8 protein-coding genes are annotated in these 12,919 nt (G+C 63.4%); 4 read left to right on the top strand and 4 right to left on the bottom strand.

Annotated features, from left to right (window positions below; all coding sequences use genetic code 11):
• Positions 1-31 precede the first annotated feature (31 nt).
• Positions 32-1,960 carry a bifunctional glutathionylspermidine amidase/synthase gene (gss, locus tag R3E82_10400; protein ID MEZ5551290.1) on the top strand — a complete coding sequence of 643 codons (1,929 nt, stop codon included), beginning with the start codon at positions 32-34 and terminating at the stop codon, positions 1,958-1,960.
• A 52-nt stretch (positions 1,961-2,012) separates the two neighbouring features.
• Here the strand turns inward: gss and R3E82_10405 are convergent, their stop codons facing one another.
• Positions 2,013-3,611, bottom strand: coding sequence for a VCBS repeat-containing protein (locus R3E82_10405; GenBank protein MEZ5551291.1), 1,599 nt, complete (start codon positions 3,609-3,611; stop codon positions 2,013-2,015).
• A gap of 127 nt (positions 3,612-3,738) precedes the next feature.
• Here R3E82_10405 and rlmJ point away from each other — a divergent pair, with 127 nt between their 5' ends.
• Positions 3,739-4,569 (top strand): 23S rRNA (adenine(2030)-N(6))-methyltransferase RlmJ, encoded by an 831-nt coding sequence (gene rlmJ, locus R3E82_10410; GenBank protein ID MEZ5551292.1) that lies wholly within the window; start codon positions 3,739-3,741, stop codon positions 4,567-4,569.
• A 55-nt stretch (positions 4,570-4,624) separates the two neighbouring features.
• Here rlmJ and R3E82_10415 read toward each other — a convergent pair whose 3' ends face one another.
• On the bottom strand, positions 4,625-7,270 hold the full coding sequence (locus R3E82_10415) for a hypothetical protein (protein ID MEZ5551293.1): 2,646 nt from the start codon (positions 7,268-7,270) through the stop codon (positions 4,625-4,627).
• Between the two features lie 122 nt (positions 7,271-7,392).
• On the opposite strand from R3E82_10415, the gene R3E82_10420 reads away from it, so the two are divergent.
• A complete protein-coding gene (locus R3E82_10420; protein MEZ5551294.1) occupies positions 7,393-8,016 on the top strand; it encodes a response regulator transcription factor in 624 nt (207 codons plus the stop codon).
• Between the two features lie 13 nt (positions 8,017-8,029).
• On the opposite strand, the gene R3E82_10425 is transcribed toward R3E82_10420, so the two are convergent.
• Positions 8,030-10,759: a hypothetical protein gene (locus tag R3E82_10425; GenBank protein ID MEZ5551295.1), complete on the bottom strand. Its 2,730-nt coding sequence runs from the start codon at positions 10,757-10,759 to the stop codon at positions 8,030-8,032.
• Complete coding sequence (locus tag R3E82_10430) at positions 10,752-12,038, bottom strand: hypothetical protein (protein ID MEZ5551296.1); 1,287 nt, start codon at positions 12,036-12,038, stop codon at positions 10,752-10,754. The genes R3E82_10425 and R3E82_10430 overlap by 8 nt, the downstream gene beginning before the upstream one ends.
• Positions 12,039-12,186: 148 nt before the next feature.
• On the opposite strand from R3E82_10430, the gene R3E82_10435 reads away from it, so the two are divergent.
• Positions 12,187-12,906 (top strand): hypothetical protein, encoded by a 720-nt coding sequence (locus R3E82_10435; GenBank protein ID MEZ5551297.1) that lies wholly within the window; start codon positions 12,187-12,189, stop codon positions 12,904-12,906.
• Positions 12,907-12,919 lie beyond the last annotated feature (13 nt).

The following is a 12,919-nucleotide window of genomic DNA, read 5'->3' on the forward strand; positions in this document are numbered from 1 at the left end:
GGATGCACGACACGGACAGATCAGGACCACCATGACCCCAGAGCAGAAGGCAGGCCCCGCCCCTTTCGGAACCCTACTCGGTATCGCCCCTGGCGGTGTCGAGGTGTATTCGTCTGACTACGACACCGCCGACGATCGCCTGCTGCCCTCCCGCAGCGCTTACCGCAACTACCTCGACGGCATCTACATGGGCTACAAGTGGCAGTGTGTGGAATTCGCCCGCCGCTGGATGTATCTGAACAACGGCTGGATCTTCGACGACGTGGCCATGGCCTACGAGATCTTCCGCCTGCGCAGCATCCGCGATGTCCGCAACGATCGAGTGCTGCCGCTGCACGCCTTCCCCAATGGTTCGCGCCGCCATCCCGTACCCGGCAGCATGATGATCTGGAGCGAAGGCGGCGAATTCGAACGCACCGGCCACGTGGCCATCGTCACCGAGGTGTATGCGGATCGCATCCGGCTCGCGGAACAGAATGTCGGACACCGGATGTGGCCTGAGGGTCAGAATTACTCCCGGGAGATCGATGCGCGCATCACTGAAGACGGCGGCTACTGGGTGCGCTGTTCCTTCGGTGATGCCTCCATTCTCGGCTGGGTGATCCAGACCGACGACGCCAGCGAGTCCGAACCCCTGGAGAGGCCGGATCCTCGCCTGTTCCAGATTCACGCGCGTCGCGTGCCGGATACCGGTCAGACCCGGGAATCCTGGCTGAATATCGCCAACCCGGACGAAGCGGCCTACGTGGCAATGATGGGTGGACACCGCCTCGCCGCCCGTGACGAAAACCAGCATCTCTACTATGTGATCTCCGAATCGACCCTGGCCGAGCTGCGCCGGGCGACCAATGAACTGCATGCGATGTTCCTGCACGCCACCGAGTTCGCCCTGCACGATGACTCAGCCCTGGAGAAGTTCAACATTCCCCGGGTACTGTGGCCGAAGATCCGCCAGTCCTGGGCCAACCGGCGCAATCAGACCATCACCGGCCGCTTCGACTTCGCACTCACCGACAAAGGCATGAAGGTCTACGAATACAACTGCGATTCCGCCTCCTGTCACATGGATACCGGCAAGGTGCAGGGGAAGTGGGCCGAGCACTTCGGCTGCGATGTCGGCCGGGATCCCGGGGCCCGGCTGCTGGCCGATCTGGCGGAGGCCTGGAAGGACAGCGAAGTGGACGATGTGCTCCACATCATGATCGACGACGACATGGAAGAGACCTTCCATGCTCTGTTCATGCAGGAAGCCATGACCGCGGCCGGCATCACCAGCAAACTGCAGCTCGGTGTGAGCGGGTTGCGCTGGACCGAAGCGGGCAACATCGTCGACGCGGACGGCGTCGCCATCAGGTGGGTGTGGAAGACCTGGGCCTGGGAGACCGCGCTGGATCAGATCCGCGAGGAATGCGAGGACGACGAAGAGCGGCTCAATTCCTACGAGCCCGGCAAAAAGCGCAGCCAGGCGCCACGACTGGTGGACGTACTGCTGCGACCCGAAGTGATGGTGTTCGAGCCCCTCTGGACACTCATTCCCAGCAACAAGGCCATACTGCCCATCCTCTCGCAACTGTTCGACGATCAGCCCTACCTGCTCAAATCGAGCTATGAACTGACCGATGAGATCCGTGCAAACGGCTATGTGCGCAAGCCCATCGTCGGCCGCTGCGGCGCCAACATCGCTCTGTTCGATGCCAACGACAGCCTCATGCTGGAAACGGATGGCAATTTCGACAGCCGCAACCTCATGTATCAGGAACTGTTCCCGCTGCCGCACATCGAAGACAACTGGGTGCAGCTGTGCACCTTCACGGCCGGCGGCACCTATGCAGGAACCTGTGTGCGGGTGGATCCCTCCATCGTCATCGTCTCCAAGAGCGACATCGTGGCGCTCAGAGTGGTGGACGATAAGACGTTTCTCGAGGATTTTGCGGTGGACGGCGACGGTTATCAGATCTGAGGTCGATGCCGCAACCGACCCCCTTCTCCTGTTACCGGATGAACCGCGAGCGTCACTCCTCCAGCGCGGCCTTCTGTGCCGCTTTGTTGGGCGCGACGTATTCCACATCGGCGTCGTAACGGTCGCGCCAGTCGACGGGGGGCAGCGGCAGTGCGCGGCTGTCCTGCGTGCGCGCAGCGGCGAAAGCCGGCGGTGGCTCCACACTGCGCCGCTGCTCGAGCCAGAACACGCCGTCGAATTCGCCACTGTTGCCGCGGGTGGCGACGAGATCCGCATCGCCATCACCGTCCATGTCCCGAACCAGGAAGGCATCGTACATGCCGCGAACCCGTCGGGAGATGTCATGCCTCATCCACTCGGCGGCAGGATCGCCGGGATTCTGGAACCAGGCGATACGCGCTACCGAGGATGCGGCGGTGACCGAAGCATCATCCTCATCCCGGGAGGCGCCGGAATAACCGCCCTGCAATACGTTGAGCCCGGAATAACCGCCGGCGATGGCATCCAGATCCCCGTCACCATCGATGTCACCCACGCCGATACCGATCACCCAATCCGGCAGCAGGGTGCCGATGCGGTGAACGATCCAGGGCGCCTGCAGATCCTCCGGCTGTTCAAGCCAGGCGAGACCGGTGTGTTGCCACATCGGGTCGGCGCCATCGAACTCGAGGACATTCACCAGCAGGTCCAGGCGTGTGTCCCTGTTCAGATCGGCAAACTCCGCATTGAAGGCATTGGCAGCACCACGCCAGCCCGCGGCAACCGGAAAACCCGCCTTGAGCGCGAGCGGCTGGCGGTCAATCTGCACACGACCCTCCCGGTCAATACCCCGGTTCAGCAGCAGCATCATGCGGTTATCCAGCCGGCTGGCGGCGAGCACGTCCGCACGCCCGTCACCGTCGGCATCCACGACGATCGCCTGATTGGGGATACCGTCGCGCATCAGAACCTGCTCCTGCCAGGCTGCGCCGTTGAGAGGATCTCCTGTAATCCGGAACATCGATGTCGGGTTGTCGACCCGCTGGCCTTCGGGCAGACGCACCACATCCGCAAATCCCTTGTTGGCTGCGATGACTTCGACCGCGCCATCACCGGTGAGATCCGCGACCGCCACCTGCAGCCAGGAGCCCCTGCCGGTGGCGGCCTCGGGAATGAGCCACGGCCAGTCCGCGGTGCGGGCCGCTGCACCGGGATTCTGAAAATAGGCGAGATGGGCTTCTTCGCAGGCTGCCACCAGATCCAGCCAGCCATCGCCATTGAGATCACCCACCGCGACATCTTCGATGGCGCCGACTATCGAACCCCGGGCCACGGTGATGTGCTGCCAGCGATCAGGATCCGCAGAACCGAAGGCAATGCGCAGGTGGTGGGAATCCTCGTGTACCGAAACGATGTCCGGGTAGCCGTCCCGGTCGATGTCTGCCATCTCCAGTCCATCGCCGCCGCGGATGGCGATGCCACCGTTCACGCCTTCGTCGTCTATACGGTGTTCAACCCAGGAGATGAATGCGCCGTCGCCCGCCTGCGCTGTGGTCGGTGTGTCGTTGACGGACCGGGCCGCCTGGATGGGGGCTGGCCCGAGAAGCGCGAGGACCGGCAGTACACACACCGCCAATAGTTGGCGCCTGCTCTGCAGGATTGTCGATTGCACGATGGGTTCTCCATTCCGATTGCATCCGACACGGATATACGAGGCCGGAGGACGCGTCAACCGGCGCTCAGCCTTTCCACCGGATGACAGGGTATCCTGCACCGACCCATCAGGCCCCGGAGCCAGAATGCTCAGCTACCGCCACGCGTTCCATGCCGGCAGTCCGGCCGATGTGCTCAAGCACCTGATCCTCGTGCAACTGCTGGAGTATCTGACCCGGAAGGAAAAAGCCTGCTGGTACATCGACACCCATGCAGGGGCGGGGGTCTATGCCCTCGCCAGCGGATTCGCAGCCCGTAAAGGTGAGTACCGCGGTGGTATCGGTCGCTTATGGGAACGCTCCGATCTGCCGGAAGTCATTGAGCACTACCGGCAGCTGGTCAGTGAACTGAACCCGGATGGCAAATTAATCCGCTACCCCGGGTCTCCCTGGTTCGCGCAGCGGCTCCTCAGAGTCCAGGACCAACTCTGGCTCCACGAGATGCACCCGGCGGATTGTGCGGTGCTGGAGAAAAGCCTCGGCAAGGACGGCGCCGTCATCGCTCAGACCGACGGTCTGCAGAGTCTGCGCGGCCATCTGCCGCCGCAGCCGCGTCGGGCACTGGTGCTCATCGACCCCTCCTACGAAGTGAAAGCCGACTACCTAACAGTGATCACGACACTCGAAGACGCACTGCAACGTTTTCCGACCGGTACCTATGCGATCTGGTATCCCCTGCTCGAGACCGCCGCGGCGGGCCGACTGCCGCAGCGGTTGCGTCGGCTCAACATGAACACCTGGCTGCACGCAGAACTGTGGACACGCCAGCCCGGCCCCGGCATGTGGGGCAGCGGCATGTTCATCATCAATCCGCCCTACACCTTACCGCCCGTACTTGAGACGGCGCTGCCCTGCCTCGCTGCGATGCTGGGAGAAGACGGACACGGCGGATTCGAGCTGGACTGGCACCTGGACTGAACACTGGTTGTGCTACGTCGATCTGCGCGGCGAAGGACGGGTGATCCAGGCCTGGTTAACGGCAATAGCCCCAGTCCGCTTTGCCGATGAATGACTCTGTCCGGGAGAAAGCGCCACCGCTGCAGAATTCCGCGTCCTTCGAATCCAGGGAAGTACCCGCCGGCGCACGAATGCCCAGAGTCCTGCGGGTTTCCCTGCCCGCATAGCGCTGATTCTGCACCGGGATGGTGAAGGTCGCGTAAACGGGCGCCATATAGGCCGTTCTCGCTGGCGCATCGCGCAGATCGTCATACCAGTCGGCGCGGCGCAGGTTTTTATCAATAGGATAGGGTCCGAAGCGTGTCCGCCATTTGCGACCATCGAAGACATTCCACGACGCCTTGTTCCACTCAATCGCGGCCGGGGAGATGGCATTGGCCACGAGCGGAGACGGCAGATGTTCGGCTACCCAGTGCCAGGCCTGATTGTCACAGTGCAGCCCATTGCGGTTCTGCAGGCAGGCGTTGTCGTGGAGGATACTCCCCACCGCAACGTTCACCGTGACGAAACCCATCCGGGTGCCATCCGGTAGCGCGAAGCCGGTATCCCACTCGGGCTCGCCCACCTCCGGCGAATCGCAGCCATCACCTAAGCCCCCGAAACAGGCCTGGCCATTGTTCAGGCCAGACTGCCCGAAGGTAACCCGAGCCTGACCCAGATCAATCAGCGGCGCCGGCGCCCAGTGACCGAATTTCTGATCCCGCTCATTTGACTGGGCAACGGTGCGCCAGACCTCGCGCCAGGATCGCCCGCCATCGAGTTGTTCGATAGCCGTGCGCACCTCCGCGTAGCCGGGATCCCGTTCAAGCAGATACTGATACGCCTGGGTGACTACCCAGATAGAGGCGAAGGATGCAACGAGCCGCTCATAGGCAAGGTCAGATTCCAGTGCCAGGCGCTTCCAGCGTGCGGGATCAGGACCCGCATTCGGATAGCTGGCCTGACCGGCATTGAAGGCCCGCTCCACCATGGCTGCCCGGGACTCGATCAGCAGCCCCACGCTGCGTGCGGTGACGTCGTTGTAGACGCCACGGCCATAAACGCTCATCACCCGCCACCGGTGGTCGCCGTCACCGAGATCGGGCACTACGAGAAATGCGGTCTGGACCTGCCCTGCGGGGACGTTCGGTCCTTCCACCCGATAGCCGGCCACACCGGGCACCGGATTCCAGGTCAGACGCACCCCCCGCTCACCTTCCCGCACTGCCTGCAGATTGTCGGGATTCACTGGATCGGCAAGCGTGACCTCGCGGATTTCACTGGGAGCGAACTGCCCGTCCGGATAGTTGGCCCGCACCCAGACACTGTAGCCGAAGCCGGGGGTGAGTCCGGAAAGACTGCCGGACATTTCCGCCGCCCCTGCTTCTGCTGCGACGAGCGGTCCGACAGACGGCTGATTCGCACCCGCCTCAGTCGCGTGTATCTGATAGGTGTCCGCACCAGGTACCGGCCGCCAGCGGACCTCGACGGAGTGGGGGGTAGCACTGACTGCAATCAGTGCAGGTACCGCGGCCGAAATTCGCACCTGCAGCGGCTCGACATTGTCCGCCCCACGTACCGCCGCCGCTGGTGGCACGCCGCCTGGCGGTCCCGCGGGCGCTGTTACCGCCGGCACTGCGGGTTGACCCAGGGTCTGCGCCGTCACCGTGCCGACTGGTCGCACACCGGACGGACTGGCTGAAGAAGTGGCCGGGGTATCCGCTGCAGAGGGTGTACCGGCAGGGGTCGGCGCTCCCGGAGGCACCGGCGTCCCGACAGCTGGACTGAACCGGGAGGGGGCATTCAGCCTGGCCGGTGCCGCACCGATGGTGAAACGGCCGACGAAGGCGGGTTCGGCACCGGCTGCAGGAAAGGTAAAAACCCGGACCACCGCACCCTCGGCACCACCGGCTCCGAAGGGCATTTCGATTTCCAGCTGGTCCGGTGGGGTGCGACGCCGCACGGTGGCGCTGAGCATGCCGGCGAGCATCTGGCCGGCATCATCATCCGGATACCACTCGACCCGGACGTAGCTTTCTGCAGTCACTCCAGGCACGCTCAAGGTGACTTTCGTGCCCCAGGGCCCCGCGGCTGGCGTCAGGGAACCCACCACCACCGCGTCGACAGCAGCCCTGCCGATTGACTGCTGGTCGGGTACTGTGCCGGTCGAGCCTGCGACACCCAGACACTGATACTGCACATCATAGAGGGTCTCACCTTCCTGCTTGTACGCACGCTGCTGCAGGCGTTCACCCCGGCTGCAGCCTGCTGGACAGGGATTCACGTCCGGCTCCTGGGTATTGACCCAGCCGGTCCAGAAGGTTCCGCAGTTGACCCCTCTGGTCGGGGTTCCTGTCAGAGCGCCGCCACCGTACTTCATTTCTTTGCCGGGCTTGAAGCGCGCAGCAGGCTCCGGGCCCACCCCGGGATCGGGTGCTGCATCCGAAATCGGCCGCTGAGGGGTCCCTTCGATTGATTGAATCGATTCCCCGACGCGCCTTCGAGGCAGGACGCGCTCCACGATCAGGTCATCGATGTCGTCGTCCCCTGTCTCGGCTTTGAGCTCCGACTGATCCTGAGACAGGCCCTCGGTCGAACGCTCCGGGGCGGCTTCCTCAGCCGACGCCCGGCTGAGCAGAAGACACGCTGTCACCAGGCAGAGGATCGATACCCATCGGGACATGTACGTGCTCCGTAACCACTTCGCAGCATTGTCTGGCAGCAAGCGGGTTTGTATATTCGTCTGCAGGCTTAAGACCCGTCTTAAGTCTGCCGTTGCTTCACCTGAGGAGATCTGCAACACCATTGAAGTACCTGATCGCCGACGACCACGCGTTGTACCGGGACGGACTCGCCCATCTCCTCAGCAGTCTCGATGCGGCAGCACAGCTCATTGAAACCTGGGATTTTCCCGAGACGCTGGTGCAGGCACAGAGCAATCCGGACATCGGCCTGCTGCTGCTCGATCTGCGTATGCCGGGCATGCAGGGTATGCAATCCGTGCGTGAGCTGATCAGCCGGGCGCCGGGGATCCCGATCCTGGTAATCTCCGCGGTCGAAGACCCGGAGGAAATGCAGCAGGTCCTGCAGGCCGGGGTGTCGGGCTACATTCCGAAAAGCGAAACCGCAAATCTGATGCGCCATGCGATCCAGCTGGTACTGGGTGGCGGGGTCTATGTTCCACTCACCCTTCTGCACGCGCTGCAGGAGCCGGCCGTACAGCACAACCAGCTGACACCCCGCCAGATGGACGTGCTCAAACTCATGGTAGGCGGCAGCAACAACAAGGAAATCGCCCGGGACCTGAATCTCTCGGTGGCGACCGTGAAAGCGCACCTGGGTGCCATCTTCCGCACGCTCGATGTGAGCAGCCGGGCCCAGGCGATGGTCAAGGCGGGGCGTCTGGGACTGCTGCAGTCGGCGGACTGACCGGCCAGGTCGGTCACTGCGACCCGCGCTGCAGAGTGGGCGCTGTTACCACCACAAACGTACTCGATGTCTGCGCCGTGACGGAGGCACCACCCGCAGACAGCGACGCACTGGCGCCTGATTGAAAGGCGACACTGTCGACACTGCCGCGCGACACGTTGCCCGAGAGGGTGACCCCGCCGCTCACCTCGGCCGCTACCGTGGCACCCGCACCGGAACCACTGCCCCCAAGTTTCGATCCGGCATAGAGACTCACATCCCCTTTCGAGTTGGCGCTGCCTCTGGCGGAGAGCTTCACCGGACCGACGCCGCCGGAAACACCACCGCTGGCCTTGCGGAAGTTACCCTGACCATCCTCGGTCCGTTCACCACTGACCGCCACCACGCCAAGATCGACACCACCACCGGCCGTTCGCTGTGTCACAGTGCCGGTGCTGTCCGTCGAGCTGCCTCCCGAGACTTTCACCACACCCACATCCACTTCACCACTGCTGGTGACACTCTTCAGCTTTCCCGACTCATCCAGTTGCACATCGGCAGTCAGTTCAAGCGGCCCGAGGTCGGCATTCAACACCACCTGTATGCCATCGCAGCCAACGCTCACTGACACCGCACCGACTGTCGTAGACACACCGCTCTGGCTGTCGGCGTCATCGCAGCGGGCGACTTGAGCACTGTCACCACCCGGCTGGATGGCTGCGTCCGAGGGAGGCGGCCGCGCACAATCCACGACCGCTTCCGCATAATGTGTGCTTTCGAGCATGTTGGTGAGCAGACTGTTGTACCAGGTCATATTGGCCAGCTGCAGTTCCGCGTTCAGATAGGCACGGAAGCCCGGGTCGGTGACCAGACTGCCCAGAGCGGTCGCGTACTGATGCCAGGCGGCGTGCAGGCGACGCTCCCGGAAATCGACGAGTTGCACATCCTTGCGTTGCCGGGCACTCACCTCATCCACCAGATTGATGAGTGCTGCACAGAACTTGGCGTCGTCCTTCACGAATCTGCGGGAGATTTCGAGAAACTGACGCTCGTAATATTTCTCGATCAGATCGTCCGTCTCGGTCGCACTCTTCACAGCCTTATTACGCAGCCGCAGCAGTTGCGCGATCTCCTCCACTGGCGCACCACTTTCGGACCACCGGTTGCTGATCTCCCGGTAGCGACGCAGCTGTTGCGCGGTCAGATCTCCCTTCGGCCAGGCCCTGGCGAGTCGATTGCGCACCCGGGTCAGCGCAACCAGCCTGGCCTGCTCGCCCGGCCACATGGCAAGCACCGTCCTGCGGTAGTCGATCTGGCTGGATATGCCCTCAGGCTGGTGGATTGCCGGGAGAACGCCGCGCTCGCCCTTGGCCACATCCACGAAATGCACCGCGTCGAGTTGCAGAAGCTGATTTTCCACCCTGCCTGACTCGGGGGCTGCAGCAACCGGGTTCGCATTACCCGGCGCAGCCGCGCCGCCGGATTCGCCTGTACCCTGTCCGGACGCCGGTGTCGCAATCGTGGCGGCAGACGGGCGCCGGAAGTAACCGGCAACGAAGGCACGCTGTGCATCCTTGCCGTTTGCGCTCTCGGCCAGGGCAAGCGCCAGGGCAGCCTCGCCGAATCCCGGGTGCTCGGCGAATACCCCCGCCAGCAACCGCTCCGCCGCGACAGTGTCACCCAGAACCATGAGCGATGCTGCCCTGGCATAGTCGAGAAAGGCTGCGCCACCGATGCCGAAAGCCTGGGCGGGGAAATGACCCGCAGATTGCAGTCCATCGAGTAACGCCAGAGATTCATTGGCATAGCCCAGGTTGCCGAGCGTGCTGGCCAGGTTGAAGCGCACCGTAGGATCTTCCGGCCAGCGCTCCGCGGCCAGCAGCAGACGCGCAAGAGACTCCGCAACCAGCCCCTGCACCAGCAGCACAGCCGAGTCATTGATCAGCACTGTCCGATCCGCATAGGGAGGATGCCCGGCAAGCCGCTGCCGATGAGCGGTCGACATCACCTCATCGACCAGGCTCCGCGCAACGGCCAGTGCATCAGCCGCCGTCGTCGTGCGTGCATCCACACTGCCAACGATGGGCCGGTTCTGCTGCAGGAAGGCGGCCAGCGCGCCGGGCATCTCGATTTCATCGAAATCGGCAGTGGTGGTGAGCCTGCCGGCAGGCGCCCGGGCCACCATCTGCTCCACCAGGCTTTCCTGCACGGGCACCGGATCCGGAGGCAGCGACCCGCCGGGATCCGCCGCACCATCCGCTGCGGTTGCTGAAATCGCCATCGACAGCCCGAGGGTGAAGACCGCGGTACTCACCAGCATCTCACCCATCTCATCCTTCCCGAGCGCGGTGACGAAGTACATCCGCTCCCCCACGGGATAGGCGTCGAGGGCAACAAACACCTCACCCTCCGGACCGGCCAGATAGCCACTGCGACGCCGACCCTGGAGCGCTTCATTCCACTCCATCGGCTCGTCGGCCATCATGCGCGCGACCTGACTGGTACCAATGAGTTCACGCCAGCGGGCTTCCAGCGCCTGCGCAGGGGATCCCGCCAGCGGGAGCCCCGGCTCGAGAGTCAACACCGCACCCGCGGTCGGATAACCGGGTTCGGGTTCGTAGACGAGCCGATCCGTCCCACGCAGGGTTTCCCGCCAGCCGGGCGGCACTTCGTAGTGCCAGTCACCGTATTCCGCGCCGAGCGCGGAAGTGCACAGCAGCGACAGCAGCAGTTGCCCGAGCCGTCGACAGAGCGCATCAGTCACGTGCCAGCACCCGTCCGTTCACGATCAGCTGCTGCGGTTGCTCCGGGTGCTGACCGGGGGGTACCAGAGCGTTAATGCGCCAGCGTCTGCCATCATCGCCATCGAGGGCCAGGGTGAACAGTTCGAATCGATAGACTCCGGCACCACCACCTAAGGCGCGCCGGGCTTCAGCGTCACTCCAGCGGGAGCGCATGGCCTCACCATCGGGTACCACCAGATGCCAGGCAGCACCGACCATGCGCAGGAAGTCGCCGCGGTCTTCGTAGCGACCCTCTCTGTGAAGAATCAGTCGGGGAGCCGCTGCATCCCGGTAGTCCAGACGGGCGTAGCTGCCATCGAGCCGCAGGGGAGCGGGCATCGCCACCGGTCTGTGATACCTGCCGCGGTCATCGGTAAAACCCTCGGAATGCCGTTGCACCACCTGTCGATAGTCACCCCGGGTAAAGATCAATTCGTCGTCCCGCGCGCGCCAGGTCCCCCACATTGCCGGCTGCTGGCTGCGATCCCAGTTCATATCCGCAACCAGCCCGCGCACGGGCAGTCGCCGGCGGTAGGTGCCATCGGCAAACAGCACATCGACTTCCTCGGCATCGACGATGGCGTTTCCGCCAGCACCGGCGCTCAAGCCTCGGTCGAGTCCGAGGAAAACGCGGGTACCGGAATCTATGGTCCGGGCGTTCGACAGCGGCTCGGAGGTCGCTGTCGCTGGAGCGCGCGCGGAGTGTTGTGCATCCAGGCGCGGCACGCTCGCGATGGCATCCATGACCACTGCCTGATGGCGGTTGTAGGTTGCATCACTGTCCGCAAAGGCCCAGAACCGCACGCGTCGTTCGTTCCGTCGGGCGAGCGCAATCAGGGCCGTGTAATCCACCCCATTGAGGGTGGCCACACCCGCACTGAGGCTGAAGTCCCAGCCCTGCGACGTTTCCCGCACGCTTTCCGGTCCAACGGCGCGCCAGGGACCCAGATCGGCGATCGCACCGGCTAAATCAGAATTGAGATCACCCGGCAGTTCCCGGGGCGGGTCCACCAGCAGCAGAAAGGACGTACCGGCAAGGAGATCTCCGGGCACTGCAGAAACCACGCCGTCCGCTTCCTGTCCGCGCAGCCAGGTGGCCGGCAGCTCGAGCCAGGTCAACGGAGCCGCAGCTTCCTGTGCAGATACAGCCACGCCCGCCAGCGCGAACAGCGCGCCCAGCAGACCTGGCCACCACACCGCCCCCGCTGATCGGTCAGGCGCCTTCGATCTGAAATCGGGACCGGAGTCCAGACCGTCCAAATGCACTACTCCCTGAGGAACTCCATGTGGCATGTTGCCCCTGTCCCGCGCACAGCTCGATGGGACAGGAGGACTAAGACTTTCGGTTGATGGGCAGCGGTCCGGGTCAGACCTAGCATAGGTGTGATATGCAATCCGGAGTTTGCCAATGAGAGTGATTTTGTCGGCCTTCGCGCTGCTCCTCAGCGCCGCCAGTCAGGCCATGCAGGCACCCGAGGTGGAATACGGCGGCTATCTCTCCTTCGAGACCCAGGAGGGCGTCATGCAGGGCCCCGCAGCCTGGGCGCGCGATCGGGAGCGACGGGAATTCATCATGGACGGCGCCAGCGTCGTGATGATCATCCGCAGGGACAGAAATCTGATGTGGAACCTGTTTCCGGATACGAAAATGTACGTAGAGATGTCTCTCGATGATCCGAAGCAGGACGACGGAGACGATCTCGCCGACTACGTGATCGAGCAGGCCGACAACGTCGGCAGCGAAACCATCAATGGTGTCGCCACGACCAGGAGTAAAATGGTGATGCGTCATCCCAATGGCGAAAAACTCGGCGGTTTCTTCTGGCGCACCGACGACGGCATTCTGATAAAGATGGATGCGCTGGCCGTGGAAAAAGACAGCAAGGCGCGCATAAAACTCGAACTCAGCGATCTTGTCGTGGGTACACAGGACCCGACGCTGTTCGAACTGCCCGCCGGCTACTCGAAGATGGGTGGTATGGGCATGCTGCTGGGTGCCGCGCTCGGAGACGAGGATGAAGACGACGTCGGCGACAACAACGACGAAGGCGACAACGATGCCCCCGAAGAACCGGTAAAAAAGAAGCGTTTCGGACTGAAGAGCGCGCTGGATCTGCTGAAAAACTAAAAATCCGTATTGT

Source organism: Pseudomonadales bacterium, assembly GCA_041395945.1.
Classification (GTDB): domain Bacteria; phylum Pseudomonadota; class Gammaproteobacteria; order Pseudomonadales; family Azotimanducaceae; genus SZUA-309.